The sequence below is a fragment of the Rhizobium sp. T1470 genome, assembly GCF_042140505.1.
Lineage (GTDB): Bacteria > Pseudomonadota > Alphaproteobacteria > Rhizobiales > Rhizobiaceae > Rhizobium > Rhizobium favelukesii.
Genome location: NZ_CP148091.1, coordinates 2453877 through 2480830 on the forward strand (window position 1 = coordinate 2453877; position 26954 = coordinate 2480830).

General features: G+C 60.4%; 25 protein-coding genes and 1 pseudogene. 11 read left to right on the top strand and 15 right to left on the bottom strand.

Annotated features, from left to right (window positions below; translation table 11 throughout):
- Positions 1–6: 6 nt before the first annotated feature.
- Positions 7–1122: an IS630 family transposase gene (locus tag WGT02_RS12450; protein ID WP_208245192.1), complete on the bottom strand. Its 1116-nt coding sequence runs from the start codon at positions 1120–1122 to the stop codon at positions 7–9.
- A gap of 28 nt (positions 1123–1150) precedes the next feature.
- On the opposite strand from WGT02_RS12450, the gene WGT02_RS12455 reads away from it, so the two are divergent.
- A complete protein-coding gene (locus WGT02_RS12455; RefSeq protein WP_225039569.1) occupies positions 1151–1435 on the top strand; it encodes a LexA family transcriptional regulator in 285 nt (94 codons plus the stop codon).
- Positions 1436–1550: 115 nt separating this feature from the next.
- On the opposite strand, the gene WGT02_RS12460 is transcribed toward WGT02_RS12455, so the two are convergent.
- A complete protein-coding gene (locus tag WGT02_RS12460; RefSeq protein ID WP_037069958.1) occupies positions 1551–2414 on the bottom strand; it encodes a site-specific integrase in 864 nt (287 codons plus the stop codon).
- Positions 2415–2512: 98 nt separating this feature from the next.
- Here WGT02_RS12460 and WGT02_RS12465 point away from each other — a divergent pair.
- The 4 genes and pseudogenes from WGT02_RS12465 to WGT02_RS12480 form a co-directional block, all read left to right on the top strand.
- Positions 2513–3865, top strand: a pseudogene (locus WGT02_RS12465) (PLP-dependent aminotransferase family protein); the annotation flags it as partial.
- A gap of 169 nt (positions 3866–4034) precedes the next feature.
- Positions 4035–4571, top strand: a complete 537-nt coding sequence (locus WGT02_RS12470) for an acyloxyacyl hydrolase (protein WP_225039822.1) — start codon at positions 4035–4037, stop codon at positions 4569–4571.
- 123 nt (positions 4572–4694) lie between these two features.
- A complete protein-coding gene (purL, locus tag WGT02_RS12475) occupies positions 4695–6929 on the top strand; it encodes a phosphoribosylformylglycinamidine synthase subunit PurL (protein ID WP_024312745.1) in 2235 nt (744 codons plus the stop codon).
- 19 nt (positions 6930–6948) lie between these two features.
- Positions 6949–7182: a BolA/IbaG family iron-sulfur metabolism protein gene (locus WGT02_RS12480; protein WP_024312746.1), complete on the top strand. Its 234-nt coding sequence runs from the start codon at positions 6949–6951 to the stop codon at positions 7180–7182.
- Positions 7183–7202: 20 nt separating this feature from the next.
- On the opposite strand, the gene WGT02_RS12485 is transcribed toward WGT02_RS12480, so the two are convergent.
- Entirely contained in the window at positions 7203–8354 is a 1152-nt protein-coding gene (locus WGT02_RS12485) for a hypothetical protein (RefSeq protein WP_208250323.1), read from the bottom strand.
- Between the two features lie 283 nt (positions 8355–8637).
- Between WGT02_RS12485 and grxD the strand changes: the two genes are divergently transcribed.
- From grxD to WGT02_RS12500, 3 genes are all read left to right on the top strand, one after another.
- Positions 8638–8973, top strand: coding sequence for a Grx4 family monothiol glutaredoxin (gene grxD, locus WGT02_RS12490; protein ID WP_024312748.1), 336 nt, complete (start codon positions 8638–8640; stop codon positions 8971–8973).
- Between the two features lie 143 nt (positions 8974–9116).
- Positions 9117–10322, top strand: a complete 1206-nt coding sequence (locus WGT02_RS12495) for a multidrug effflux MFS transporter (protein WP_208250591.1) — start codon at positions 9117–9119, stop codon at positions 10320–10322.
- 36 nt (positions 10323–10358) lie between these two features.
- Positions 10359–11639, top strand: coding sequence for a multidrug effflux MFS transporter (locus WGT02_RS12500; RefSeq protein ID WP_024312750.1), 1281 nt, complete (start codon positions 10359–10361; stop codon positions 11637–11639).
- 91 nt (positions 11640–11730) lie between these two features.
- Here WGT02_RS12500 and WGT02_RS12505 read toward each other — a convergent pair whose 3' ends face one another.
- The 11 genes from WGT02_RS12505 to WGT02_RS12555 all read right to left on the bottom strand — a co-directional run bounded on the left by WGT02_RS12505 (position 11731) and on the right by WGT02_RS12555 (position 23415).
- Positions 11731–12327, bottom strand: coding sequence for a LysE family translocator (locus WGT02_RS12505; RefSeq protein WP_024312751.1), 597 nt, complete (start codon positions 12325–12327; stop codon positions 11731–11733).
- A gap of 211 nt (positions 12328–12538) precedes the next feature.
- Positions 12539–13363: an inositol monophosphatase family protein gene (locus tag WGT02_RS12510; protein ID WP_024312752.1), complete on the bottom strand. Its 825-nt coding sequence runs from the start codon at positions 13361–13363 to the stop codon at positions 12539–12541.
- A gap of 28 nt (positions 13364–13391) precedes the next feature.
- On the bottom strand, positions 13392–14276 hold the full coding sequence (gene ttcA / locus WGT02_RS12515) for a tRNA 2-thiocytidine(32) synthetase TtcA (protein WP_208250322.1): 885 nt from the start codon (positions 14274–14276) through the stop codon (positions 13392–13394).
- Between the two features lie 58 nt (positions 14277–14334).
- Positions 14335–15264, bottom strand: coding sequence for a glutaminase (locus tag WGT02_RS12520; protein WP_024312754.1), 930 nt, complete (start codon positions 15262–15264; stop codon positions 14335–14337).
- Between the two features lie 74 nt (positions 15265–15338).
- A complete protein-coding gene (gene rpsD / locus WGT02_RS12525; RefSeq protein WP_024312755.1) occupies positions 15339–15956 on the bottom strand; it encodes a 30S ribosomal protein S4 in 618 nt (205 codons plus the stop codon).
- Between the two features lie 273 nt (positions 15957–16229).
- Positions 16230–17744, bottom strand: coding sequence for an ATP-binding protein (locus WGT02_RS12530; RefSeq protein ID WP_024312756.1), 1515 nt, complete (start codon positions 17742–17744; stop codon positions 16230–16232).
- A 91-nt stretch (positions 17745–17835) separates the two neighbouring features.
- The gene (locus WGT02_RS12535) at positions 17836–18963 is read right to left on the bottom strand and encodes an MFS transporter (RefSeq protein WP_208250321.1); all 1128 of its coding nucleotides are present in this window, start codon (positions 18961–18963) and stop codon (positions 17836–17838) included.
- A 114-nt stretch (positions 18964–19077) separates the two neighbouring features.
- Positions 19078–19878, bottom strand: a complete 801-nt coding sequence (gene murI, locus WGT02_RS12540; protein WP_024312758.1) for a glutamate racemase — start codon at positions 19876–19878, stop codon at positions 19078–19080.
- The gene (locus WGT02_RS12545) at positions 19859–20689 is read right to left on the bottom strand and encodes an RNA methyltransferase (RefSeq protein WP_024312759.1); all 831 of its coding nucleotides are present in this window, start codon (positions 20687–20689) and stop codon (positions 19859–19861) included. Before WGT02_RS12545 ends, murI begins: the two co-directional genes overlap by 20 nt.
- Before the next feature lie 57 nt (positions 20690–20746).
- Entirely contained in the window at positions 20747–22735 is a 1989-nt protein-coding gene (locus WGT02_RS12550) for an FUSC family protein (RefSeq protein WP_208250320.1), read from the bottom strand.
- A gap of 149 nt (positions 22736–22884) precedes the next feature.
- Positions 22885–23415, bottom strand: a complete 531-nt coding sequence (locus tag WGT02_RS12555) for a hypothetical protein (protein WP_208250319.1) — start codon at positions 23413–23415, stop codon at positions 22885–22887.
- A 186-nt stretch (positions 23416–23601) separates the two neighbouring features.
- On the opposite strand from WGT02_RS12555, the gene WGT02_RS12560 reads away from it, so the two are divergent.
- The 3 genes from WGT02_RS12560 (at position 23602) to WGT02_RS12570 (ending at position 26068) form a co-directional block, all read left to right on the top strand.
- A complete protein-coding gene (locus WGT02_RS12560) occupies positions 23602–24813 on the top strand; it encodes an NADP-dependent isocitrate dehydrogenase (RefSeq protein ID WP_208250318.1) in 1212 nt (403 codons plus the stop codon).
- A gap of 80 nt (positions 24814–24893) precedes the next feature.
- On the top strand, positions 24894–25340 hold the full coding sequence (locus WGT02_RS12565) for a GNAT family N-acetyltransferase (protein WP_024312762.1): 447 nt from the start codon (positions 24894–24896) through the stop codon (positions 25338–25340).
- A gap of 107 nt (positions 25341–25447) precedes the next feature.
- Positions 25448–26068, top strand: a complete 621-nt coding sequence (locus WGT02_RS12570; protein WP_024312763.1) for a glutathione S-transferase family protein — start codon at positions 25448–25450, stop codon at positions 26066–26068.
- A gap of 11 nt (positions 26069–26079) precedes the next feature.
- Here WGT02_RS12570 and WGT02_RS12575 read toward each other — a convergent pair whose 3' ends face one another.
- Positions 26080–26931 (bottom strand): GyrI-like domain-containing protein, encoded by an 852-nt coding sequence (locus tag WGT02_RS12575; RefSeq protein WP_208250317.1) that lies wholly within the window; start codon positions 26929–26931, stop codon positions 26080–26082.
- Positions 26932–26954: the final 23 nt, after the last annotated feature.

Below are 26954 nucleotides of genomic sequence, written 5' to 3' on the forward strand. Positions count from 1 at the left end.
CAGAGATTATGACTCTTTGACGGGGTAAGCTTTGCGGAGCTTTTGGCGGGCTTTTTCGGTTGTGAACATCCATTGGATCTTTGCGCCATTAGCGTTGCGTTGCTGCTCCCAGGCTGCGACTTCGGCGATTATGGTGTCTTTATTGTCGATACGACGGTCGAGGCATTGGCTGCGCAGGACACCGATCTCGATCTCGACCATGTTGAGCCAACTGGCGTGCTTGGGCGTGTGGTGGAACTCCAGTCGCTTCAGCACCCTTCGAGCCTCCGGGGCTGGAAATGCGTCGTAAAGCGCCCCGGCGGAATGGGTGGAGAGGTTGTCCATCACCACGCGGATGATCGGGGCGTCGGGATAATCGACGTCGACCAGTTCGCGCATGCACTGGGCGAAGTCTTGGTTGGTTCGCCGATCGGTGACCTTCACCCTGCGCCAGGGCTGGTGGGCGTCCATGAAGACAAACAGATTGACCGTGCCGTTTCGGCGATACTCGCAGTCGTAGCGTTCAAGCTGGCCAGGCTTGGCCGCAATGGGCTCGCGCACTTCGCCGATGAGTTGGGTCGGGCTCTCGTCGAAGCAGACCACGGGCCTTTGTGGATCAGGCGTCTCTGCGTAGAGGTCGAGAACATCCTCCATGCGCGCGACGTATTCCCCATCGAGCTTTGGGATGCACCACATGTCTTTGCGCCAAGGTTTGAGATGATTCTCAGCCAGCCGGCGACGTACGGTCTCCGAGGACAACTCGTCATGATCGGTGAGTCGGACCATCTCATCGGCCAGAAGCTCCAGGGTCCAGCGGGCTCGCCCGGGCGGCGGCTTTGAGCAGGCGGTCGCCACCAACAGCGCCTCCTCCTTGCTCGATAGCTTGCGCTCAACACCCGGGCGCGGTTCTTCACTGAGCGCGCCTTCCAGATTGGCTTCCACAAACCGGCGCTTGGTCCGGTAAATCGTCGATCCGCTGACGTTCAAGGTTGCCGCGATCACCTCGTCGCTGAAGCCTTCGTCCGCCGCCACCAGGATCTGGGCGCGCTTGATCTTGCGCGACGCATGGCGTCCCCCGCTCAACAAAACGGCCAGTTGATCACGTTCCGATTGGCTAAGCTCTACGTGAAACTTTATATTCATCGACACCTCCTTCAGCGCGGAGACGCAGATGAATCCGAAAATGAGTCCCTCACTTGACCCGCAAGCCGCAACGGCAAGACATGGCCTTACGCAAGTCCAAGGCCAGTACCTGGCCTTCATCTACGCCTACAGCCGCATCTTCAAACAGCCTCCGGCCGAAGCCGACATGCGTCGCCACTTCGCCGTTACGGCTCCGTCTGTTCACCAGATGGTGCTGACCCTCGAGAAGGCAGGATTTATATCCCGCGTGCCAGGCGCAGCACGCAGCATCCAACTTCTCATCCCACCAGAAGACTTGCCCATTCTACGATAACCCAACCCGTCATAATCTCTGTGGCGCGGTACTAAGATGACCGGCGTTCTCTCGCCTGTAGCAGCCACCGTGTCGCCGAAAGATGTCGGCAACTTCGAAAGCGGGGCGCAACCGATTATGATACCGGCGGCGTCACCTCCAGTCGCAATCGGTCAAGCGGGCTTGCCGTGGAGCGGATCGTGTCGGTGGAAACCCGCGTGTAATGTGCCGTGCTCGACAGGTGTGCATGACCGAGCAGTACTTGGATAATACGAATATCGGTGCCGTTCTCCAGCAAGTGGGTGGCAAAACTGTGCCGCAATGTATGGATGGTGACCCGCTTGGCCAGTCCCGTTGCTGCAACCGCCGAACGACAAGCGGCATGCAACACCGTCGGCTCGATCGGCTTGTCAGGATTGCGTCCGGGAAAGAGCAGCGTCTTGGGCCTCGTCAAGCGCCAATAGCTGCGTAGGATGCCGAGCAGTTCCGGCGACAGCATGACGTAGCGGGCTTTGCCGCCCTTGCCATGGCGGATATGAATCACCATGCGCGAGCTGTCGATATCACCGATGCTTAGTCCGCAGACTTCCGAGACCCTGAGACCGGCTCCATAGGCGCAGGTTAGTGCCACACGCGCCTTCAGGCTGGAGACAGCTTCCAGGAATTGGACTACCTCGTCCGTCGACAGAACGATGGGTAGCTTCCGCGGTGCGCGGGCATAGGGGATGCGCTCCGGGATCTCATTCTGACCGAGCGTGACCCCATAAAAAAACCGCAGCGCGCAGACGATCTGGTTCAATGCCGCCCAGGATATTCCACCTGAGACAAGGTAGACTTGGAACGCGCGGACATCTTCAAGATCAAGCCGATCCGGCGAGTGGCCGAAATGGCGGCTGAACTTCTGGACGGCATTGATATAGGATCGTTGGGTGGCCGGAGACAGATTGCGGACCGTCATGTCCTCGATCATCCGGCGGCGAAGAGGGCTTATCTCGGCCATCTGGACCTCCTGTCTGAAGGGTGGGTTTGCAACACCCTCATCCTCTCAGCCAGGAGGCTCTTCTCAAAGCCCGCCGCAATTGCCGCGGTAGCGGCTTAGTTCAATCAGCCATCGCCAGCGGCACATTGCCTGCCGGCAGCAAATTGCCGCCGCAGCGAAACCTCGCCTACGATATTGGCGTGACAATCGGGACAATCGGCCGCGCTTACGCGCTGGTGCACGAGCGTGGCCTCGTCGCAGGAGAAGTTGGCCGCGGAACCTATGTGCTGGATCGCGCCGAGACCACACCCGGCAATCAGCCGGACCCGCTGACCATTGCACTCGGCGGCACACGCGCGATCGATGCGCCGGCCGGCAAGATACGCTTTGATACGACGGCGGCTCCGGATCTTGGCCAAGGCAAGATCATCGGCAAAGTGCTCGCCGAGATTGGCGAGGAGCAGCTTTCCGAGATTTCGTCCTATTCCCGCGTTTTCCCGCGAAATTGGTACGAAGCCGGCCGGCGGTGGCTGGCCAGAAACGATTGGACGCCTGAGACAGAAAATATCGTCCCTACCCTTGGGGCGCATGCGGCAGCTGTCTCGGTCATCTCGGCCGTGTCATCGCCCGGCGACAAGATCGTATTTGAGGATCTTAGCTATACGCAGGTCAGCCGCAGCGCGCGCATTCTCGGTCGCCGCACGATTACCGTCGAGTCCGACGAGAATGGCGTGATCCCCGATGACTTCGAACGCCTCTGCCTTCAGCAGCATCCCAAACTCGCGTTCCTGATGCCAACTGCGCACAATCCCACCCTGGCGACGATGCCCCACGAACGCCGGACACGGGTTGCAGAAATTGCGCGCCGGCACGGGGTCTGGCTGATTGAAGACGATCTCTATGGTGGGATGACCGGAGACGAAAATCCCCTGCTTGCGTCGCTCGCACCCGATCGCACGTTTCTGATCAGTGGCCTTTCAAAGTCGGTGGCCGCCGGCGTGCGCGGCGGCTGGGTCGCCTGCCCGCCGCATTTTGCGCAGCGGATCAAGGTGACGCACAAGATGATCACTGGCGGGCTGCCTTTCATCCTGGCTGAAGCCTGCGCTCGTCTCGTGGAAAGCGGCCAGGCGCACGAGATCCGCAAGGCAAGTGCGGCGGAACTGTCCATCCGCGAACGTCTCGCACGCGAACAGCTGCAAGGATACGACTTCGTATCGCATCCACACGTGCCCTTCCTCTGGCTGAAACTGCCCGACCCCTGGCTCTCAGGAACCTTCAAGAACGCCGCTTACCGAGATGGCGTTCTGATCGACGACGAGGATGAGTTCAAGGCAGCTCGCGCCGAGAAAGTCTATCACCGCGTACGGATAGGCTTCTCGTCGCCCCGCAACCGGGAAGATATGGTTGCGGGTCTCATGACATTGCGACGCCTGCTAGAAAGCGGCGGCGCCGGGTATGACGGCGAAATTTGAGACTGCGGCAGATGGGCCGCAGGCCCGAGACAAAGCAGCGACGGCCGACGAAAGCGGCTTTACCTGACTATGATCGATGCTACCAAATTCAGATCAGGAATCTGGCGTGGGTCGGACGAGGTAATCTGAATGTCGATCGACACTTCTGACGATTTTACCGCGTTCATCAATAGCGTTTCTGGCAGCCCTTCTTGCCAACATCTCTGTCATTCCGGCTCATGCCCGCGGGCAAATCTTTGATGAGTTGCGCTTCGGTGCCTCGGCATCAGTGCAAGGCGGCGGCGAGCGCGAGGACGGCCTCTTTCCAGAGGTAACGGTGTTCTTTGATCCGTTCGGGCAGGACGCAGCAACGGGCTGGAAGCAACAGCTTGCGCGCCCACGCATTAATCTCGGCACCTCCATCGGCACGTCCGGGGAAGCCACCCAAATCTTTGCGGGTCTCTCCTGGACGGCGAACTTCAATGAGAAGGTCTTTGCCGAAGCCGGCTTCGGCGGCGTCTGGCACAATGGCGAACTCGAAGGCAATACCGATGGCCCGAACCTCGGCTGTCGGTTCCTCTTCCACGAATATTTGGGCGCTGGTTACCATTTCGATCAGCACTGGAACGTCATCGCCCAGGTCGCCCATTCGTCCCATGCCAATCTCTGCGACGGGCCGAACAACGGCATGACGCGCGCCGGCGTCCAGATCGGCTACAAGTTCTAAGCCATCGCGGGTTGCCTTTCGGTGCCCGCTGTCTGTTAACAGCGGGCATTTTCCTGTCGCGCGTTTCATTCACTTAGGCTAAAGACACCGCAATCGCGCAACGGCAGGGACTTCCGAGAGCTCATGACCATTTCCAATACCCGCCCGATCACCCCCGAACTGATCGCCGCCCATGGCCTGAAGCCAGACGAATATCAGCGGATATTGGACCTGATCGGCCGCGAACCGAGCTTTACGGAGCTCGGCATCTTCTCGGCCATGTGGAACGAGCACTGCTCGTACAAATCCTCGAAGAAGTGGTTGCGCACGCTGCCGACCAAAGGCCCGCGTGTCATCCAGGGACCCGGTGAAAATGCAGGTGTCGTCGATATCGATGATGGCGACTGCGTCGTCTTCAAGATGGAGAGCCACAACCACCCCTCCTACATCGAGCCGTATCAAGGTGCGGCGACGGGCGTCGGCGGCATTCTGCGCGACGTCTTCACCATGGGCGCCCGCCCAATCGCAGCGATGAACGCGCTACGTTTCGGCGAGCCGGACCATCCAAAGACCCGTCACCTCGTCTCTGGCGTCGTTTCCGGCGTTGGCGGCTACGGCAACTCCTTCGGCGTGCCGACGGTCGGCGGCGAAGTGGAATTCGACGCCCGCTACAACGGCAACATTCTGGTCAACGCCTTTGCCGCTGGTTTGGCGAAGTCGAACGCGATCTTCCTCTCGGAAGCCAAGGGCGTCGGCCTCCCAGTCGTCTATCTCGGCGCGAAGACCGGCCGCGACGGCGTCGGCGGCGCGACCATGGCCTCGGCCGAATTCGACGAATCCATCGAGGAAAAGCGCCCGACGGTTCAGGTTGGCGACCCCTTCACAGAAAAGTGCCTGCTCGAAGCCTGCCTTGAGCTGATGCAGACGGGCGCCGTCATCGCCATCCAGGACATGGGTGCTGCCGGCCTCACCTGCTCGGCCGTGGAAATGGGCGCCAAGGGCGATCTCGGCATCCTGCTCGATCTCGATACCGTGCCGGTGCGCGAAGAACAGATGACGGCCTACGAGATGATGCTGTCCGAGAGCCAGGAGCGCATGCTCATGGTCCTGGAGCCGGAAAAAGAGGCCGTTGCGAAGGCGATCTTCGTCAAGTGGGGCCTCGATTTTGCCATCGTCGGCAAGACCACCGACGACTTGCTGTTCCGCGTCGTTCACCAGGGCGAGGAAGTCGCCAACCTGCCGATCAAGGATCTCGGCGACCAGGCGCCGGAATATGATCGTCCGTGGCGCGAGTCGGACAAGCGCGCGCCTTTGCCGGCCAACCTCATCGCGGCCCCGGCTGATTACGGTCAGGCGCTATTGCAGCTCGTTGGCTCTCCCAATCAATCAAGTCGGCGTTGGGTCTACGAACAGTACGATACCCTGATCCAGGGCAACTCACTCCAGCTTCCTGGCGGTGATGCGGGCGTCGTTCGCGTCGAGAACCATGCGAGCAAGGCTCTCGCTTTTTCCTCTGACGTTACGCCGCGCTATGTTGAGGCAGACCCGTTCGAAGGCGGCAAGCAGGCGGTCGCGGAATGCTGGCGCAACATCACCGCAACCGGCGCAGAGCCGCTGGCGGCGACCGACAACTTGAACTTCGGCAATCCCGAGAAGCCCGAGATCATGGGCCAATTCGTCCAAGCCGTGAAGGGCATCGGAGAAGCCTGCCGGGTTCTCGATTTTCCCATCGTGTCGGGCAATGTCTCGCTCTACAACGAAACCAATGGTGTTGCGATCCTGCCGACGCCGACGATCGCTGGCGTTGGCCTTCTGCTCGACTGGAAGAAGATGGCGCGTATCGGCGGCGCCGCGAATGGCGACAAGGTGATCATGATCGGTACCGACGGCAGCCATCTCGGTTCGTCGGTCTACCTGCGCGATGTTATCGGCAGCACTGAAGGCCCCGCTCCGGAAGTCGACCTCTTTGCGGAGCGCCGCAATGGCGATTTCGTGCGCTCGGTCATCCGCAACGGCCAGGCAACGGCCTGCCACGATATCTCTTCGGGTGGCCTCGTACTTGCTCTGGCCGAAATGGCGATGGCATCCAGCAAGGGCCTAAAGATCAGCCTCGGTGAATGCAGGGGAGCGCCGCACGCGCTGCTGTTCGGCGAAGATCAGGCCCGCTACGTGCTAACGGTGCCGGCGGATGTCGCAAACTTCGTCTGCGCCAATGCCGAAGGTGCGGGCATACCCTTCCGCCGCCTCGGCACGGTCGAGGGTAATAGCCTTGTGGTCGACGATCTGCTGTCGCTGCCGATTCAGCAATTGCGCGACGCCCATGAATCATGGTTCCCTGATTACATGGAAGGCCATGGCACGCTCGCTGCCACGGAATAATGCGCAAGGAGTAACGATCATGCCTATGAAACCCGGTGATATCGAAGACATGATCAAGGCTGGAATCCCCGGCGCCAAGGTAACCATTCGCGACCTCGCCGGCGACGGCGACCATTATGCAGCGGAAGTCGTCGCGGAAGCCTTTCGCGGCAAGAGCCGCGTGCAGCAGCACCAAATGGTTTACGAAGCCCTCAAGGGAAACATGGGCGGTTTACTGCATGCCCTGGCGCTGCAGACATCGGCACCTGATTGATATCGATGCAAAATGCCCGGTCACAAGCCGGGCATTTTGTTATAGCCGGATCCGGCAAAGACCAAGCCGGACCGTGGGCCGGCCGTCAGCAGCGTGAAGTCGAAGGGAGCCCGCAAATCCGGCCCCAGGACGTACTGCCGATGCACGCGCAGAAAGTCCTTCTTGATCTTCCTATAGTGTTCAACGCTCAGCATCTGCTTGACGCGGATGAACACCATCTTGGCGGGGCGTGCGTCGCCATGCCCGCAAACGGCCACCACCGGGACCTTGTAGAAATGGATCGCATCCGTCATGCATTGGACATCGAGCCATTTGACGGTGTCGCATCGCGCTATGAGGCCCACCCGTGATCGCAGCAACTGCGCGGGGCGCAACAATGCACATTGCAGGATTGCTGACCCGAGCGTCGCAAAGATCACCCTCTTTCCGGCGAAAACACCCGCATGCCGCTCGAGAAGTATGCCGATCACATGCGCCGCCACGCTGGAGCCCATGCTGTGAGATGAGATTACATATTCGTCCGCCGGCTCCGACAAGGCTGCCCGGGCAGCGGTGGCACAGCGATCGAGCCACTCGCTGAATTCTGGATGGTTCATCCGAGCAAGAGCCACCGCCATGTGCCAGTCCGCGAAAAGATGCAATGTGTAGAAACGTTCGGCAAAAGGTAGAAACACGAAGCCGACGAAACACAACGCCAGCGCCACGCTCCACAGAAGATGAAAGCCGGGCAATTCCATTCCGATCGGTATGACAGCGATCGTGGCACTGAGCGAGAAGCCAAGGATCATCATCAGAAACGGAAAGACAAAAAACAGTCCGAAGCGCCAGGCATGCCTGAAATAGCCGGCCAGCCCGCCGTAGGCGATGACCTGCAACGCGCTCCAAAAACCTGCGCGGATCTGCGCCGCCCGGCTGCCCGTCCTAAGCCCTTCGACAAGGGCATTGTGGTCGAGGACATGGATGTGGCTGCTGGTTTCCCAGCCATCCGCGCTCGTCTGCACCTTGAAGCTCGTTGAATCCGGTCCGTATTCCGGTTCGCCTGCCAGCGCTGAGAAATTCCAGACGGCTGCACTTTGCTTTGCTGATCGTGCGTAGCGCGAGCAGTGGGCAAGCCCATCAAGCGGCTCGAACCCCGGAAAGTGGAGAACGACCCTTTTTGAAATCAATGTCATTATTCTCTTTCGTGGCCGCGCAGCGGCAATAATTGCTGCGCCGCAATCTGCGACAATTGTGGCGAAATCCGGGTGGATTCCGTTGACGAGCGGGCGCCGGTAGCGCCATATCGCGTCGCTTCCGGAGGAGGCGTAACGCAAGGGCAACAATCCGCGCTCCGCAAACCGTTAGGGTGCTCTTTTTTTGCCCCGACCTGCTGGAATTCCGCCGATCACATGCTATCTAAGCTTAACGATTGAAACGGCGGGCCTTTAACTCGCCTGTGGAAAGGATCAGGTCCCTATGAGCGGCATCAACGAATTCATCGACAACGAAATCAAGAGCAACGACGTCGTCCTCTTCATGAAGGGCACGCCGCAGTTTCCGCAGTGTGGATTCTCCGGCCAGGTCGTGCAGATTCTCGATTACATCGGCGTCGACTACAAGGGCATCAACGTGCTCGCTGACTCCGAGATCCGCCAGGGCATCAAGGATTATTCCAACTGGCCGACGATCCCGCAGCTCTACGTCAAGGGCGCGTTCGTCGGCGGCTGCGACATCGTCCGGGAAATGTTCCAGGCCGGTGAGTTGCAGCAGCACCTGCAAGAACACGGCGTCACCGTTCGCGGCGCCGCCTGACCTGTCCGGTCACCGGGCGTCCGCCCGGTTTCCAAATCTTGTATTTTGAGTCCGAGGCGCTGTGCTCAACAGCGCCTTGGCCTGTTTATGGGAATTTCATTGTGACAGATTCATCACAAGGGGTGCACGCGGGCCAATTGCCCATGGGCAAAGGGGAATTCATTGTGCTCGCCGCCTTCCTGATGGCGGTCAATTCGCTTGCGATTGACATCATGCTTCCGGCGTTGCAGCAGATCGGCGCGAGCCTCGGCGTCGAGAGCGAAAATCACCGCCAATTCGTCGTTTCCTCCTATCTGCTCGGGTTCGGCCTGGCGCAGCTCTTCTACGGTCCACTCTCCGACCGCTTCGGCCGTCGCCTGCCGCTGCTGATTGGCCTCGTCATCTATATCTGTTCCGCACTCGGGATCGCGCTGGTGCCGTCCTTTGCCGGCCTCCTCGTGCTTCGCTTCGTTCAGGGCATTGGTTCGGCGGCCACGCGCGTCATCACGATCTCCATCGTCCGTGATATCTATGGCGGTCGGCAAATGGCGGAAGTCATGTCGCTGATCATGATGGTCTTCATGATCGTTCCCGTCATCGCGCCGGGCAGCGGCCAGATCATCATGTTCTTCGGCAGCTGGCATCTGATCTTCGTGTTCATAGCCATCATGGCGGCTTTGATTTCAATCTGGGCCTATCTCCGCCTTCCCGAAACCCTGCGTCCCGCGAATGTTCGCCCCTTCACCGCCCGCTCGGTAATCGGCGGCTTCAAGCTGGTTCTCACGAACCGCATCGCGCTCTGCTACACGATCGCCAGCACCTTCATCTTCGGTTCGCTGTTCGGCTTCATCAATTCCGCGCAGCAAATCTATGTCGGAATCTACGATCTCGGCGTGTACTTCCCCTTTGCTTTCGCCGGTGTTGCCGTCTTCATGTCGCTGTCGTCCTTCCTAAACTCGCGGCTCGTCGGCAAGTTCGGGATGCGGCGGCTGTCGCATGGCGCGTTGGCCGGCTTCATCACCATCAACACGATCTGGCTTGCGGCCCTCATCCTCGGACCGCATCCGATGCCCTTCCCCCTCTTCATCGGCTTCTTCGGTCTGGCGATGTTCCAGTTCGGATGGATCGGCTCCAACTTCAACTCGCTTGCAATGGAGCCGCTCGGCCATGTCGCGGGAACGGCCTCGTCCGTCCTCGGCTTCATGAGCACGGTCGGCGGTGCGTTGATCGGCGCCGGCATCGGCCAGGCATTCAACGGCACCGCGCTGCCGATGGTCGCGGGCTATTTCACCGTCTCGATCATCGGTCTGATCTTCGTTTTGATCGCAGAAAAGGGGCGTCTCTTCCAACCGCACAATCCCGCGGTCTGATCGGCTCGCCCCACTTCATATTTCAGGATTTCCATTATGACGCCTGCCCATAAACCACATGTTGAAAATCAGGGCTCCCGCCGAATAGGCATGGGTTTCGTCGAATTCGTCGTCACCATCGCCATCATGACCGCCAGTATCGCCATGGCGATCGACAGCATGTTGCCCTCGCTTCCCGCGATCGGCCATTCGTTCGGCGTCACCAACGCCAACGACGCGCAGCTCGTGATCGGTGTCTTCTTCCTCGGCTTCGGCGTGTCGCAGATCATCTTTGGCAGCTTGGCAGACACCTTCGGTCGTCGCAACATCCTGCTCGGCGGTCTGGCGGTCTATGTGCTCGCCATGTTCGCCGCGGCTGCCACCGGCAGCTTTGAAATGCTGCTGGTCATGCGCTTCGTGCAGGGCCTCGGAGGCGCTGCCGTTCGCATCACCACCATGGCGATCGTTCGTGACTGCTTCGGCGGCCGCGAGATGGCGCGTGTCATGTCCTACGTGATGATCGTCTTCATGATCGTGCCGATCGTGGCACCTTCGGTGGGGCAAGTGATCATCACCTATGCCAACTGGCACTGGATCTTCATCCTGCTCGGCCTGGTGGGCGCAATCCTGTTCATCTGGGCGCTGCTGCGCCTCAAGGAGTCTCTGCCGAGGGAGGAGCGCATCCCCCTGTCGGTCGGCTCCGTCGTCGACGGTTTCAAGACCGTTCTGACCAACAAGATCACCTGCGGCTACATGATCGGTCTCACCATGTTCACGGGCGTCATCAGCGCCTACGTCATTTCGGTCCAGCAGGTTTTCGGCGAGGTCTACGGTCTCGGTGACTGGCTGCCGATCGCGTTTGCGGCAACGGCAGGCGGTATCGCGGTGGCAAACTTCGCCAACGGCTTCTTCGTGCGCAGGTTCGGCATGCGCCGCATCTCGCACGTCGCCATGATCTTGTTCACGATCGTCTCGGCGATTGGCTACGTCAAGGCGCTCGGCGGCCGCCCCGATTTCGCCTTCGCCTATGCGCTCTTCACCATCCTGCTGATGATGTTCGCCGTCATCGCAACCAACTTCACTGCAATCAGCCTGGAGCCTATGGGCAATCTGGCCGGCACGGCGACCGCCATCACCGGCTTCGTGTCGACGACCTTCGGCGCGATCCTCGGCGGCACGGTTGGCCAGCTGTTCAATGGCACAGTCCAGCCGCTGTTCGGCGGCTTCGCGGTCTTCGGCGCGATCAGCATCGCCGCAACGCTCTGGGCGGAAGGCGGCAAGCTCTTTACGCATCCGGGCGACAGCCCTCAGCTCGATCCGAGTGCCGGACACTTCTAATTGCTTGTTCGGCTTCCTTCAATAGGAATGCGCTACACTTCCGACGATGGTCGCTCGCAGCACTCGTTGCGGGCGGCACTCCCTCTCAGGTTTATCGCCAGACCAGAACAACCGACGCAGCCAGCGCCAATGCCATGACAATGTTGAAGCGCCTGGCCGAACGCTCACCCCGGAGAAGGCTGGCCATAAGCGCGCCCATCGCAAGCCACAGCATGCCCGCAGGAAATGCAGCAGCGGCAAAAAGTGTCCCCATCCACAGGGCGCCGCTGATTTGATTGTACTGCACAGGTACGAGATAGGTACTTCCCGCACTCAGGGCGACAAGCCAGCCTTTTGGATTCAGCCACTGGAAGAGGAAAGCTTGCAGAAATCCCGTCGCACGCCCCTGACCGTCCGCCTCGAACGTGCCTGCATTGACGATCTGCCAAGCTAACCACACCAAGAACAGAGATCCCGCCATCTTCATCGCAATCACAACCTTTGGCGCAGCGGCGACAATCTCCCCAACGCCGAAGGCGCTCAGAACAATCATCACCCCCATTCCCAGCGACGCACCGATCGGACAGGTGATGCCTCTCCAAGCGCCGACGGCCGCACCGGTGGACAGGATCATCGCGTTACTAGGCCCCGGCGTGACCGCCGCGACAAATGCAAACAACGCGAAGGCCAGCGCCTGAGCGGTATCCATGTTCGCTCTCCAGGTCATCAATAGGAGGAGCATCCTAAGCTCGGCGTTTCCTTCTCGTATTGTATGTCTGTGCAAACGCGGCCGATGGACAGCCATTGACGCTGACGATTTGCCTTGCGTGCCTCAAGCGGAAACGGAGGCGCGCGCGGTGAGCGGCCCGCGCGAAGACGCATTCCACATTCAGGAGCCCGACAGTTCGGCGGGCTTTTTGTCAGACTGTGAAGACCTCACGCCGCAGGAGTTCCCAGCTCGCCCTGTCAGGCGTAATCAGCAAGCCCCCGGTAATGTGGTGCGGCAGATACGGCGAACCGTCAAAACGGGCCGCATAGGCCCCGGCCTCGATACTGAGAAGCGTGCCGGCAAGATGATCCCAGGGCATCAGCTTGTTGTACATGAGATAGTGCACGTGGCCGCCCGCAAAGGCTCGATATTCGTGGGCTGCGCAGCGGTAGTTGGCGAGGAACCGGACCTTGGCCAGATTGGCAAGGATTTGGCCACGTTTGGGCTTTGGCAGAAAGCCGGTCGACGCCATGCCGACCATCTGGTCCAGCGCGACGGGCGCAGCGACAGAGAGCCGTTCTGTTTCGCCGCCGGGACGCCGAAGCCATGCGCCGCCGCCCTTCTCTGCGATCGCCCAATCGTCACCCATCGGGTCGTAGATGATGCCGGCAACCGTTTCGCCCCTGGCAACGACCGATGCCATGACGCCAAAGGCCGGAATCCCGGATGCGAAGTTGAACGTCCCATCGACGGGGTCCACGACGACTGCAAGGTCGGCGCCTTCGAGCTTGCCGAGGAGCGCGGGATCGGCAGCAACTGACTCCTCGCCGACGAACACGGCGTCCGGCCAAAGCGCGGCCGCCTCCGCCTTGATCATCCGCTCCGCCTGCAGATCGGCCTCTGTGACCAGATCGGTTGCCTCGCTCTTGGCACGGACGTCATCGCTCCCAAGTCGACGGAAACGCGGCAAGATCTCCGCCTTCGCCGCCCGCCGGAGGAGATCGGCAAGCGTCGTGGTGTCTATCGTGGAACTCATGGAACTTCCTTCTTGACGTGAGCGCCGATTACTCACTCTTCGGCGCGGTCTCCCCGGCCATCAGGCCGGCGAAATCGAAAAGTTTGGGATCGAGCAGATGCGACGGGTTCACATGGGCAAGTGCTCGGAGCATGGTATCCTTGCGGCCCGGCATCCGGCGTTCGATATCGGCCAGCATATCCTTCATCGCATTGCGCTGTAGCCCGTCTTGCGAGCCACAGAGGTCACAAGGAATGATCGGAAACTGCATTGCCGCGGCAAACTTCGCCATGTCGTCTTCGGCGCAGTAGGCGAGCGGGCGCAGAACCATCAGGTTGCCCTCGTCGTTGAGCAGTTTGGCCGGCATCGAGGCCAGCCGCCCACCATGGAAGAAATTCATGAAGAAGGTTTCGAGGATATCCTCGCGGTGGTGACCGAGCACCAATGCGTCGCAGCCCTCCTCCTTGGCGAGCCGGTAGAGATTGCCGCGGCGCAGGCGCGAACAGAGCGAGCAATAGGTTGCCCCTTCTGGAACCTTCTCCTTCACGATCGAATAGGTGTCGCGATACTCGATACGGTGCTTGACGCCGATCCTCGTGAGATAGTCGGGCAGGATATGCTTTGGAAAGTTCGGCTGCCCCTGATCGAGATTGCAGGCGATCAACTCGACCGGCAACAGACCGCGCCATTGCAGGTCGAGCAGCAGCGCCAGCAGCCCATAGGAATCCTTGCCGCCAGAAAGGCCGATCAGCCAGCGCTGTTGGCCTCTGAGCATGCCGAAGTCGTCGAACGCCTGCCTGATCTGGCGCAGCAGACGCTTCCGCAGCTTGTTAAACGAGACGGAGCTCGGCGCATCGGCAAACAGCGCATGCACGATGCCGCCCTCGGCTGCCGCTGTCTCCAGCTCGTCGGCAATATTGGCTGCGATGTTCATATCTTCGTCCAATCAGAGTCTGATCTGCTCTAGCAGAAAGCCACGACGCAACACAGCATCAATCGCCGAAAACCGACCATCCGGTGCGAGCCGCAAGCATCTCAAGCGCAACAGCGCCGAGCTGCGAGTTCCCAACCTTGTTCAGCCCCGGAGACCAGACCGCCATCGATGCAATCCCGGGCGCAACGGCGAAGATGCCGCCGCCAACGCCGCTCTTGCCGGGCAGACCAACGTGATAGGCGAAGTCGCCCGATCCGTCGTAGTGACCGCAGGTGAGCATCAGGGCGTTAATACGCCGCGCACGCTTCGGCGACACCACCGACAGACCTGCCACGGGGTTGCTGCCGCGTGCCGCCAGAAACAGGCCGGCCTTGGCAAGCTGCTCGCACGTCATCGACAGCGCGCATTGGTGAAAATAGACACCGAGCACGTGTTCGACCGGGTGCTCGAGATTGCCATAGGCTTTCATGAAATTGGCGAGCGCGACGTTGCGGAAGCCCGTATGCGTTTCCGATTTCGCAACCCGACCGTCGATGGTGACCCCGTCGTCGTCCGAGAGGTAGCGCACAAAGCGCAGCAGCTCGCCGATCGCCTCGCGTGGCGCATGCCCTGATATGACCACATCGGTCACCGCGATCGCGCCGGCGTTGATGAAGGGATTGCGCGGAATGCCGGATTCCTGCTCGAGCTGTACGATCGAGTTGAACGCCGAACCAGAAGGCTCGCGGCCGACGCGCTTCCACAGCTGCTCGCCAACCTTGCCCAGCGCCAGCGTCAGCATGAAAACCTTGGATATGCTCTGGATCGAAAACGGAACGGCGCTATCGCCGACGCTGTATATCTTGCCGTCGACCGTCGTCACGGTCAGCCCGAACTGGTTCGGATCAACCTTGGCCAGATCGGGAATGTAATCCGCCACCCTGCCCTCGCCGATTCTCGGCTTGAGTTCGGTATAGATCCCGTCGAGGATCGCCTGCAAATCCGTCATGATCATCCCGCTCCAGATAACAAAAAAGCCGCCCGAGAGGCGGCTTTTCCGTATGCGAAAACGCCTCTCGCTAATTAGCGAGAATAGAATTCGACCACCAGATGCGGTTCCATGACGACCGGATACGGTACGTCGCCGAGAGCCGGAACACGAGCGAAGGTAGCAACCATCTTGTTGTGGTCGGCTTCGATGTAGTCCGGAACGTCACGCTCAGCTAGGCCAACTGATTCCAGAACGGAAACGAGCTGCTTCGACTTCTGACGAACTTCGATGACGTCGCCAGCCTTGCAACGGTAAGAACCGATGTTGACGCGGACGCCGTTCACGGTCACGTGGCCGTGGTTCACGAACTGGCGGGCAGCGAAAACGGTCGGAACGAACTTGGCGCGATAGACGATCGCGTCCAGACGGGACTCCAGAAGACCGATCAGGTTTTCAGAGGTGTCACCCTTGCGGCGGGCGGCTTCAGCGAAGATTGCACGGAACTGCTTTTCGCGCAGGTCACCGTAGTAGCCCTTGAGCTTCTGCTTGGCGCGCAGCTGCACACCGAAGTCGGAAAGCTTGCCCTTGCGGCGCTGACCATGCTGGCCCGGGCCGTATTCGCGGCGGTTCACCGGGGACTTCGGACGGCCCCAGATGTTTTCGCCCATACGGCGGTCAATCTTGTACTTAGACGATTCGCGCTTGCTCATCGTATTTCCTTTCAGAAAGTTAGAACGGTCTGTTGCCAAACCGCGTGAAGGAAACACGCCCTCCTTTGATCTTCTTTCGAGGATCCGACAGGATCATCCCATTACGCGAACAGGACAAATCCACGGGACATGTCAAATGAAACACCGGACATCTCTGCCCGGTGCTGGCGCGGTCTTTAGGGGGAAGTCGCTGGAATGTCAATCACAATCCACATCTGGCCCGACCCTAGCGTTCGCTTTTCGTCGGAGAACGGCTCTGCCTCGATCGCAGCGTTATTCTGCAGCAGAGGGAACGTCGTCCATATCAGCCGCATTTGCATCGCCTGGCGCCGTCTGGCAGTTGATGTCGGGAAACGCGACGATACGCTTGCCCGAAAAGTCGGTATGCACGACGACGATGCCTTGCTCTTCAAAATATCCGAGTAGGCGTCTGGCCCGCCGTGCCGAATGGGTGCCGTAGGCGCGTGCAATCCGGGCGTCCGAGGGGCACGGTTCGCCGCAGACGGCGGCCTTCGCCAGCATCAGGAAGACGCCCTGGAGATCATCGGTAACACCGGTAGAGAGCGACAGCGCCGTCGCCCACGCCTCCGTCTCCGCCGTTGCCGCGTCCACGCCGGAGCGCGAAATCGCGACGCGACGCCTGAACTCCGGCAAGGACATCGGTGGACCGGGAACCCGGCGCATACGAAGTCGCACGAGGAACTCCTGGTAAAGCACGGAATCCGTTCGGAATCCAGAGTCCGGATCGTCCAGAATCTCGTGAAGCACGGCTGTCAGGCGCTCCTCTCGCTCCTGCGCCGATAGCTCAGGCTGTGGCACACGTGTCTCCGAGGGTGAAGCCGAGGCAGCAGGCGCCGAACGCGCCAATTCGGCGAGAATATCAGTTGTCGGCCGCGGCGCAGGCGGGGCGCGACGGACGATCGGACGTTGGAATTCTTCCGGATCCGGCGTGAAGATCAGGTCTTCGACGTCTTGCGGCGCATCCGGCAGCGGCATGAGCTTGGGACTCGACGAACGCGCGGACGTTTCAACATTGCCGATCTGGATCGGTAGCGGACGGCGCGACAGCGCCGGTCCCAGCGCGACGAAGTTTCCGCGCTTCAGGTCGCGGAACATTTCCGCCTGCCGGCGGTCCATGCCGAGCAGGTCGGCCGCTCGTGCCATGTCGATATCGAGGAAGGTGCGGCCCATCAGGAAGTTCGAGGCTTCTGCGGCCACGTTCTTGGCGAGCTTGGCGAGGCGCTGCGTCGCGATCACCCCGGCAAGACCGCGTTTACGGCCACGGCACATCAGGTTCGTCATTGCACCGAGCGACATCTTGCGGGCGTCTTCCGAGACGTCGCCGCCGACCGAAGGCGCAAACATCTGAGCCTCGTCGACCACGACGAGAACCGGATACCAGTATTCGCGGTCGGCATCGAACATGCCGTTGAGGAAAGCGGCGGCGGCGCGCATCTGCTGCTCGATATCAAGCCCTTCGAGTGTCAGGACGCAGGAGACGCGATGCTGGCGGATACGGTTGGCAATGCCGGCCAATTCTGCTTCGGTCCGCTCGCCGTCGACGACGACATGGCCGAACTTGTCCGACAGCGTGACGAAATCACCTTCAGGATCGATGATGACCTGCTGCACCCACTGTGCGGATTGCTCCAGCAGGCGGCGGAGCAGATGCGACTTGCCGGAGCCGGAATTGCCCTGCACCAGAAGACGGGTAGCCAGAAGCTCCTCGATATCGAGCGTGGCCGGATTCCCCCCCGTCGCCGATCCCATATCGATACCAACCTGCAATGTCACAATCCTCTTTCAATCGAACACGGCGTGCTAGCAGGTTTGAGCGTGTCTTTGGCGACACGGTCGCACAAACCCACAGGAGAAAACGTCAGAACCGCACCGCAAGCATGCGCGTAAACGCGAGGCTGATGGCGAGCGGAACAATCAACACCGCTAGCCCTACGCGCAGACCCGACACCTCGGCGATGAAACCGATGAGCGGCGGCCCGATCAAAAAGCCCGTAAGGGCCATAAAGGACAGGATGGCGACATTGGCTGCCGCGGGTCGATCCTTGAGGCTCGCCGCCGCCGTGACGGCCAGGGGAAAGCCGACCGACACACCAATGCCGACCAGCCCAAAGCCAGCCATCGTCACCAGGCTCTGCCAGGCAAAGACGACGATCAGCATGCCCACAAGAGCAGCCGCACCGCAGCCCCTGGCCAGCAAAATCGCGCCAAAACGCTGCTTCAAATGGTCGCCACTGAAGCGCCCGGCCGCCACCATCGAGGCGAAGATCGTATATCCGATGCCGGTCATCATACCGTCGGTCTTGAAAACGTCTTTGAGATAGACAGCCGACCAGTCGGCAATCGCCCCTTCGGTCATGGTAATTCCGAAGACGAAGGCGCAGATGCCGAGGAGCGCGCTGCTCGGCAATTTGAACGGCGCATGCGGCGGAGCCGACCCAGCTTCGCGATCCGGCGGCAGGCGGAGGCTTGCCAGGACAGCAAACGGCAAAACGATGAAGGCGGCCGCCATGATCGCCCATTCCACCGAAGTTGCAATGGCCACCATCGCCGAACCCAGCAAGCTGCCAGCCATGATACCAAGGCTCCAGAACCCATGGCAGCGGTTCATGATGATCGAGCCGGTATCCTTTTCGGCGCGATCCGCCTCGACATTCAGCCCCAACTCCAGCGTCGACATCGCGACGCCAAGCAGCGCCAGCGCAATGAAGAGCTCTACCGGCGTACGGGAGAAGGCCGGTAGGCAGACAATCACCGAAAAGACGAAGAAGCCAGCTATGACAGTGGTCTTGCCGCCGATATGAGACACCACTCGTCCGGCGACGGGCAGCGTCGAGAGAATACCGAGCGGCATTCCGAGCAAGGCCAGCGCAAGATCGGCAGGCCCGAGTTCCAAACGGGCCTGGATTTCAGGAATGCGCGGCAACCAGCTGCCGAACGCAATCGGCTGCAGAAAAAAGATAGCCATGACACGTTTTTGGAAGGACATGCGGAGCCTGGCGGGATCGATGCGAATCACAACCCCCAGTGTGCGCAGTCGCTTAGCTTTGCGATAGCCCTTATTGCATCAAGACCAGATTGGTGTTGGCGCTAGCGCCGAACGTCAAGCCCTGAGCCCAAACCCCTGCATCAGCCGCCGCGTCGCAAAATCGGGATTGCCCGAAGTGAATACTGCAAAGTCGAAATTGTCGGAGTGCACAGCATCGGCGACCTTCGGTACCAGGCTGCGGGCGCGCCGCGCAATCGCCTCCGCCGGGTCCAGCCAATCGACCGGCCAGGGTGCGAGCCGCCGGAAGACGTTGGCCATGAAGGGATAGTGCGTGCAGGCAAGCACCACGATGTCGGTCTTGCGACCGTCCTTCTCCACGAAACACTGGTCGATCTCGGACAGCACGACCTCGTCGGATACGGTATCGCCGCGGATATAAGCCTCCGCCATTCGCGCCAGGTTTTCGGAGCCAACGAGGCGTACATGGCATTGCTGCGCGAACGACTGAATCAGATCGCGCGTATAGGCGCGCTTGACCGTCCCTGGCGTCGCCAGCACCGAGACGAGCCCTGAGCGCGTCCGCTCTGCCGCCGGCTTGATCGCCGGTACCGTACCGACAAAGGTCATCTCAGGATAGGCCGCGCGCAGATCGGCGCCAACCAGCGTGAACGCCGTGTTGCAGGCGATGATGCAGACCTCTGGGTCATGCTCGGCAAGCAGCCTGGCGAAAAGGCTGATGATCCGTTCCTTCAGCGCCTGCTCTTCCCAGCCGCCATAGGGAAAGCCGGCATCGTCGGCGATGTAGATAAAACCGCGCTCTGGCATCAGCACGCGCGCCTCACGCAGCACGGTCAGCCCCCCGATGCCGGAATCGAAGACCAGAACCGGTTTCAGCTCATTCGCCGCTGGGGTCATCGTTCGGCTGTTCCTTGGCATCTGCAGGTGGTCGGCTGCCGCGCGGATACTTCCGCGAGAAGCGGTCGAGGGAGGAGATCACGCCGCGCAACACGCTGATTTCTTGCTCCGTGAAGGCGCGGCGGGACAGGACTGCGCGCAGATTGTCCACCATTTTGGGCTTTTTCCCGGCAGGGTGGAAATAATTGCGGGCCTCCAGTGCCTCTTCCAACTGGTCGTAAAGACCGAACAATTGTTCCTTGGTCGATTGCGTCTGCGACATCGCCTGGAAAGGAACGGTTCCGATATCTTCCATGCCCGACTTCATCCACTCATAGGACATCAGCAACACGGCTTGCGCGATATTCAGCGACGCGAAAGCGGGATTGACCGGGAAAGTGACGATCTCATCGGCGAGCGCGACTTCCTCATTGGTCAAACCCCACCGCTCGCGGCCGAACAGGATTCCGGTGCCCTCGCCTGCGCGGAATTTCGCCCGTAGCGTCTCTGCCGCCACGACAGGCGAACGCACTGGTTTGAAACCGTCCCGCTCGCGCGCCGTCGTCGCATAGACGAAGTTCAAGTCGGCGATCGCCTGTTCCAGCGTCTCGAAGACCTTCGTGCCTTCGATCACATGATCTGCTTTCGAGGCGGCAGCCTGAGCCTTGTCGTTCGGCCAGCCGTCGCGCGGGTTGACGAGCCTGAGTTCCGCTAGGCCGAAGTTCGCCATGGCGCGCGCAACCATTCCGATGTTCTCTCCCATCTGGGGTTCGACGAGAATGATAACCGGACCTTCTGTGAGAAGTTGCCGCTCGCTGTTCGTGCCTGCCATGACGCTGGATCCTTTTGTTACGGGCGGAATAGCCAAGCCGGGCCAAAACGGCAAGGGTCAAGCGTTCGGGTAGAGCCTGTCCAACGTCGAAGTAATCATTTCCACGCCCAGGCGCGCGCCGGCATGTGACAGCGCCAAGTGCCGTCCGGGCGCACCGCTAGTCTTTCGGTCGACGAAAAAACACTCCGACTGACGCCCTGCCAGAAGCGTCACGCGTTGGAGCTCTGCGTCAATCAGCTTAATGCTCTCAGCATCGCACGCAGGGCCACCGTAGTAGTCTTTGGCCATGATCCGCGCCCAATAGGTCGCCGCGAGAAAGATTGCCAGCGTCTGCCTGGTGTGTCCCGGTCTGGTGACAACTGACCAGGTCGAACCGAGAGGACGTGCTGCAGCCGTTAGATCGCGGTAGGCAGCGTCTAGCTTTTGCGAAAGAGCGATCAGCAAATCTGTCGCTTCCCTCGCAGCCGCGGCCGAAAGCAGCTCCTGCAGCGCGGCAAACCATTTGCCAAGCGCGACATCGAGCGCCACCCGCGTTCGCGCCGGAAAGACGACGAAGGCAACGAACGTGCCCGCCGCCGCCCCAAGCATCGTTTCTTCGATACGCAGCATGAGCAGGTCGACCGTCAGCGTCCCGATCATCCCGTAGACCAGGCAGAGCGCGATTGAGACGAAGAAGGTCATCGTCGCGTAGGACGTCTGCAGGAAATAGAACGCGAGGAAAATGGCAACCGTCGTGACCGCCAGCGCAGCTACCACATGCGGCGTGAGAAACGTCGTCAAGACCAGCCCCATCGCAATCCCAAAGAGCGTCCCAAGGGAACGCTGCAGGGCCTTCGTCGCGGTGTCGCCACGGGAGTTCGTGTTGGTGAACACCAGGAAGGAAGCGAGCACGGCCCAAAACCAGCGCTCGCGCGATAGCATCAAGCCGAACGTCATCGCGATCGCGGATGCTAGCGTTACCTGCAGCGCCGAACGGATCAGGGGATTGGCGAGCGAAAAGTCGATCTTGGCAGGGGCGCCAACCGTTTCTGTCACGGCAGCGACCTCGACAAATCCGGTCGCGTAGCCCGTTTCGATCGTCCGCGCGAGCAGCGCGCGCGCCTCACCGAGGCGGATCAATGCCTGGCTCGTCTCAGCTTGCAATTCATCGGGCGTCACCGGCGTCCTGGGGATGGGATCTCCCTCGATGATGGCGTGAACGAGAGCAAACGGCGGCACGCTTTGCGAACTGAGTACAATCGCGCTCTCGGCGGCAAGGTGAGCGTCGAACAGGCGGATAGCCAACTCGGCGGCGGACTCCGTGCCGGCATCGAACACTCCCGTCGGTGGTCGCGGAATGAAGCCCTCCGCCATGAGCACGACTTCCTTCAGGCGCTCCTCCAGCTGGCGCAGTTCCTGCGCATCTTTGTCCGTCATTCGCCCCACGGACGCGAGCGCCGCGATCTTGAATAAAATTTGGTTGATGCGGCCGCGCACACTTTCCAGCGAACGCAAGAGATCCCGACGCCAATCATCGGGAAGCACGAGAGAACGCACAACATGCCCGATCAGCGCCGGAGCGACCGGTCCGATCGCAATCAGCGGAAGCTCTGCAATGGACGGGCGGAAGTAAGCACCCATGAAATAGGATGTGAAGGCGAACATGCCGATCGCATGCCCCCGCGGGCCGAACACCCGTCCGGCCGCGGCAAGAAAGATGATGAGCAGGAAGGCTGCGTCTGAGACAGAGCGATTTGCTTCCAGCGCTGCGGCAAGGCCAACAACGCAGACACTCGCCGCGCAACCAAATAGACGCGTCACAAGCTGCGACGCGCTACCCTTGTCTTTTACCGCGACGGCGCCTTCGATCGACAAGACAATGCCGAGACCGTAGGCAGCCGTCGGCAGCGGAAACAGCAGATGGTGGATTGCAAGCAGCGCCCCAAATGAAAGCGCTATCGTCAGCGTTACACGCGACGCCACTCGCAGACGCGACAGCGCCGGGTCGTGGGCGAGCAACCAGTCACGAAAGTCAAAACCGGAAAGCAAGCTGCTCTGGCCCCTCATTCGCGCCCCTCAGACAGCCAATGATAGAGGGCGTTTTCGACAAGTACCAACGGACGGGTTCGCCGTCCCTCCACACAACCGCTACTCGACGGTGAGAACCTAGCGCACCGACCATCTCGGAAAAATACGGCCCCGAGTTATCCGAGCCATCACTGGCCCTTGGCGATCTGCACCATGGTGTTCTTGAGCGAATTCGGTGGTTGCCCAGGATCACCCTCGGTGACGATGTCATCGATCACAGGCTTGCCGGCCTCGTCGAGCATCTCGAACCGAACGGTGGTCACGGCCTGCTTGTCCGATCCGTCATCCATGCATGTCGCCTTCTTGAAAGTGACAATCACTTCCGTCGCTCCGTCAGCGCCAGGCTTCGGCGTATAAGTCAAATCCTCGAGAGGGCATGCATCCTCGCCATTGACGATCACGTCGTAGTCGAAAGGCGAAACCCCGTCTTCGTCGGCAGCCGGGTTCTGGATCGCCGCCTGGTATTTGGTCACGAAGTCCTTGCTATACAGCCTCGAAAGCTTGCTTGCATCGAAGATGTCGATCCAGTCGCTGTCCGCACCCGACCAGTTCTTGATCGTTGCATCCATGATCTCCTTGACCGGTGCCGTAACATCGGCGGCAAGGATCAGTGCGGTCGAGCCGAGAAGGACCGCTAGGGCAAGAGAAATCTTCTTCATGACGAATATCCGGGCAATGGTTTCGCGGCGGAGACTAGCCATTTTCCACGGCTTGGCAATGGCCGCAAAAACGCCGCCGCCTCCCGCTTCCGGCTTTGCACTCCCGGCGCACAATGCTATAGCGCTCCGGATTTGATATCACCCACCCGGGACGCCCGTCCCTTCTAAGCTTAACGAGGCAGATACATGAAGAAGATCAAGGTCGCCAATCCCGTCGCCGATCTCGACGGCGATGAAATGACTCGCATCATTTGGCAGCTCATCAAGGATAAGCTGATCCATCCGTATCTTGACCTCGACATCGACTACTTCGACCTCTCCGTCGAAAACCGCGACGCCACCAACGACCAGGTCACGATCGACGCCGCCAACGCCATCAAGAAGCACGGCGTCGGCATCAAGTGCGCGACGATCACGCCCGACGAAGACCGCGTCAAGGAATTCAACCTCAAGCAGATGTGGAAGAGCCCGAACGGCACGATCCGCAACATCCTCGGCGGCGTGATCTTCCGCGAGCCGATCATCTGCCAGAACGTTCCGCGCCTCGTTCCGGGCTGGACCAAGCCGATCGTCGTCGGCCGTCACGCTTTCGGCGACCAGTACCGAGCCACCGACTTCAAATTCCCCGGCAAGGGCAAGCTGACCATCAAGTTCGTCGGTGAAGACGGCCAGGTCATCGAAAAGGAAGTCTTCGACGCCCCGGGCGCCGGTGTTGCCATGGCCATGTACAACCTCGACGAGTCGATCCGCGAGTTCGCCCGCGCCTCGATGATGTACGGCCTGATGCGCAAGTGGCCGGTCTACCTGTCGACCAAGAACACGATCCTCAAGGCATACGACGGTCGCTTCAAGGACATCTTCGAAGAAGTCTACCAGACCGAATTCAAGGATCAGTTCAAGGAAGTCGGCATCACCTACGAACACCGGCTGATCGACGACATGGTCGCATCCGCTCTGAAGTGGTCCGGCGGCTACGTCTGGGCGTGCAAGAACTATGACGGCGACGTCCAGTCCGACACGGTCGCACAGGGCTTCGGCTCGCTCGGCCTGATGACCTCGGTTCTGCTCACCCCGGATGGCAAGACCGTCGAAGCCGAAGCCGCACACGGCACGGTTACCCGCCACTACCGCCAGCACCAGAAGGGCCAGGAAACCTCGACGAACTCGATCGCCTCGATCTTCGCCTGGACCCGCGGCCTCGCGCACCGCGCCAAGCTCGACGACAATGGCGAACTCGCAAAGTTCGCGGCCACGCTCGAAAAGGTCTGCGTCGACACTGTCGAAGCCGGCTTCATGACCAAGGATCTGGCGCTGCTCATCGGCCCCGATCAGCCTTGGCTGTCGACCACTGCCTTCCTAGATAAGATCGACGAGAACCTGCAGAAGGCCATGGCATAAGCCATCAGCGATATGCGAACGGTGCGGCGGGGATTTCCCCGCCGTTTTCGTTTCAGCGACGTCAAAGGGGAACATGAACAATGACCACAACGATCCGTCCGCTACAACCATCCGACCGCGCCGCCTGGGAGCCGCTTTGGGCCGGCTATCAGCGCTTCTACGAGGTCGTCATTGCGCCGGAGACGACGGATCTGACCTGGGGTCGCTTTCAGGATCCCGCCGAGGACATGCACGCGCTCGGCGCGTTCGACGATAGCGGCCGCCTCGTCGGCATCGTCCACGCCATCTTCCATCGCTCGACTTGGTTGCCAAAGAGGACCTGCTATCTGCAGGATCTCTATGTCGACGACACGCAGCGCGGTCTCGGCACCGGCGCGTCTCTCATCGACGCCGTCGCCGATCTCGCCCGTGAACATGGTGCCGGTCGACTCTACTGGATGACGCACGAAACAAACGCAACGGCGCGAAAACTCTACGACAGGATCGCCGAGCGATCTGGCTTCATCCAATATCGCAAGGCGCTCTAAATAGTTGCGGACTTTGCGCTGGACCTCTCTGTCCTATCTCCCTGGTGGCCGGGCTTGATACACTATGTTCGGATCCAGGAACGCAAACAGAAAATGAGGAGGAGTGCATGGCAGACGAACTAATATTCTATACCAACCCCATGTCGCGTGGTCGCATCGCCCGCTGGATGCTGGAGGAGACAGGCGTACCGTACAAAACAGAGATCATGACCTTTGGCGGAACCATGAAGTCGCCGGAGTACCTTGCCGTCAACCCGATGGGCAAGGTTCCCGCGGTCCGGCATGGCAAGACGGTCGTCACCGAGTGCGCCGCAATCTGCGCTTACCTCGCTGACGCCTTCCCCGAGGCAGACCTTGCGCCAACGCCGGATGAACGCGGCAGCTACTATCGCTGGATGTTCTTTACCGCCGGACCGCTCGAAGCCGCAGCCACCAACAAGGCATTGGGCTTTGAAACGCCTCCCGACAAAGCCCGGATGGCGGGATATGGCAGATTCGCCGATGTGATGAACACGCTGGAGCACGCCGTCAGTACCACGCCCTACGTTGCCGGAGATCGCTTCACGGCGGCCGACGTCTACGTCGGCTCGCATATTGGCTGGGGCCTGGGCTTCGGCACCATCGAGAAGCGGCAGGCCTTTGTCGATTATCTCGGCCGAGTCACCGATCGCCCGGCCCATAAGCGCGCCGTCGCAATCGATGACGAGGCCATGAAGATCGCCCAGTAGCGGCCAGAGGCTCAGGCAATCGGCAAGTGGATGTCAGTCAAAAGCTCGGTCGGCGGCACATCGCGTGGGTTGTTGAGATACTCCTCGAACATCACACTGTCGCGAAGCTGCCGGCCTGAAGCGGGCAACCATTCCGCATAGAGCCACTGGTAAGCCTTATGCATGTCAGCATAGGGGCCTTTGTGGCGCTGCACCGCATACTCCCCGCCGTCCAGCACGCGGCGTTCGAACGGCGCCGCGGCGGAAATCTCGCCGTCGGTGGTCACACATGCGACCGACCGCAGCTTTTCGGCCGGCACAATGTCGGGATCGTCGAGATAGACACCAATCATGCGCATCGTAGGCTTGGCAAGCCCACGCGCATAGAGCGTGCCGAACAAGGTCTCGAACGCCTGGCTGATCTGCATGTACGAGCCGACATGCGGCACGCCAAGCAATTGAATTGGTTCAATCTCCCGTGAGGTAATGTCAAACATCGCTGCAGTCTTTCCGTTGGGTAAGGGATCAAAGGCTTTGTGGCTTCCCTCTTTCCGGTATTGCGCCGGCGGCATGCCGTAGACCGATTTGAAGATACGGTTGAAGGACTGGAGGTTGGGATAGCCCGATCGCTTTGCGATTTCCCCAACAGAAAGAGCGGTGCACACGATGTCGCCGGCGGCGCGATGCAGCCGCAGCCGCTTGACGGTCGCCGCAAGCGTTTCGCCGTGAACCGCCCGATAGATCCTGTGCCAGTGGTAACTCGACATGCAGGCGATGTCGGCAAGTCTGTCCATGTCGAGCTCTTCGTCGAGATGATCATGGATATAGGCCGATACCCGTCGCAGACGGTGCTCGTAGAGTGCCCATGCCGTTTCGCCATTCATGTCTGAACCTCGTGCAAGTCGAT

What these genes read in the sequence shown, in the direction of transcription:
- WGT02_RS12450 (WP_208245192.1), bottom strand. Translation starts at nt 1,122, where the DNA reads ATGAATATAAAGTTTCACGTAGAGCTTAGCCAATCGGAACGTGATCAA.
- WGT02_RS12455 (WP_225039569.1), top strand. Translation starts at nt 1,151, where the DNA reads ATGAATCCGAAAATGAGTCCCTCACTTGACCCGCAAGCCGCAACGGCA.
- WGT02_RS12460 (WP_037069958.1), bottom strand. Translation starts at nt 2,414, where the DNA reads ATGGCCGAGATAAGCCCTCTTCGCCGCCGGATGATCGAGGACATGACG.
- purL (WP_024312745.1), top strand. Translation starts at nt 4,695, where the DNA reads ATGACCATTTCCAATACCCGCCCGATCACCCCCGAACTGATCGCCGCC.
- WGT02_RS12480 (WP_024312746.1), top strand. Translation starts at nt 6,949, where the DNA reads ATGCCTATGAAACCCGGTGATATCGAAGACATGATCAAGGCTGGAATC.
- WGT02_RS12485 (WP_208250323.1), bottom strand. Translation starts at nt 8,354, where the DNA reads ATGACATTGATTTCAAAAAGGGTCGTTCTCCACTTTCCGGGGTTCGAG.
- grxD (WP_024312748.1), top strand. Translation starts at nt 8,638, where the DNA reads ATGAGCGGCATCAACGAATTCATCGACAACGAAATCAAGAGCAACGAC.
- WGT02_RS12495 (WP_208250591.1), top strand. Translation starts at nt 9,117, where the DNA reads ATGGGCAAAGGGGAATTCATTGTGCTCGCCGCCTTCCTGATGGCGGTC.
- WGT02_RS12500 (WP_024312750.1), top strand. Translation starts at nt 10,359, where the DNA reads ATGACGCCTGCCCATAAACCACATGTTGAAAATCAGGGCTCCCGCCGA.
- WGT02_RS12505 (WP_024312751.1), bottom strand. Translation starts at nt 12,327, where the DNA reads ATGGATACCGCTCAGGCGCTGGCCTTCGCGTTGTTTGCATTTGTCGCG.
- WGT02_RS12510 (WP_024312752.1), bottom strand. Translation starts at nt 13,363, where the DNA reads ATGAGTTCCACGATAGACACCACGACGCTTGCCGATCTCCTCCGGCGG.
- ttcA (WP_208250322.1), bottom strand. Translation starts at nt 14,276, where the DNA reads ATGAACATCGCAGCCAATATTGCCGACGAGCTGGAGACAGCGGCAGCC.
- WGT02_RS12520 (WP_024312754.1), bottom strand. Translation starts at nt 15,264, where the DNA reads ATGACGGATTTGCAGGCGATCCTCGACGGGATCTATACCGAACTCAAG.
- rpsD (WP_024312755.1), bottom strand. Translation starts at nt 15,956, where the DNA reads ATGAGCAAGCGCGAATCGTCTAAGTACAAGATTGACCGCCGTATGGGC.
- WGT02_RS12535 (WP_208250321.1), bottom strand. Translation starts at nt 18,963, where the DNA reads ATGTCCTTCCAAAAACGTGTCATGGCTATCTTTTTTCTGCAGCCGATT.
- murI (WP_024312758.1), bottom strand. Translation starts at nt 19,878, where the DNA reads ATGACCCCAGCGGCGAATGAGCTGAAACCGGTTCTGGTCTTCGATTCC.
- WGT02_RS12545 (WP_024312759.1), bottom strand. Translation starts at nt 20,689, where the DNA reads ATGGCAGGCACGAACAGCGAGCGGCAACTTCTCACAGAAGGTCCGGTT.
- WGT02_RS12550 (WP_208250320.1), bottom strand. Translation starts at nt 22,735, where the DNA reads ATGAGGGGCCAGAGCAGCTTGCTTTCCGGTTTTGACTTTCGTGACTGG.
- WGT02_RS12555 (WP_208250319.1), bottom strand. Translation starts at nt 23,415, where the DNA reads ATGAAGAAGATTTCTCTTGCCCTAGCGGTCCTTCTCGGCTCGACCGCA.
- WGT02_RS12560 (WP_208250318.1), top strand. Translation starts at nt 23,602, where the DNA reads ATGAAGAAGATCAAGGTCGCCAATCCCGTCGCCGATCTCGACGGCGAT.
- WGT02_RS12565 (WP_024312762.1), top strand. Translation starts at nt 24,894, where the DNA reads ATGACCACAACGATCCGTCCGCTACAACCATCCGACCGCGCCGCCTGG.
- WGT02_RS12570 (WP_024312763.1), top strand. Translation starts at nt 25,448, where the DNA reads ATGGCAGACGAACTAATATTCTATACCAACCCCATGTCGCGTGGTCGC.
- WGT02_RS12575 (WP_208250317.1), bottom strand. Translation starts at nt 26,931, where the DNA reads ATGAATGGCGAAACGGCATGGGCACTCTACGAGCACCGTCTGCGACGG.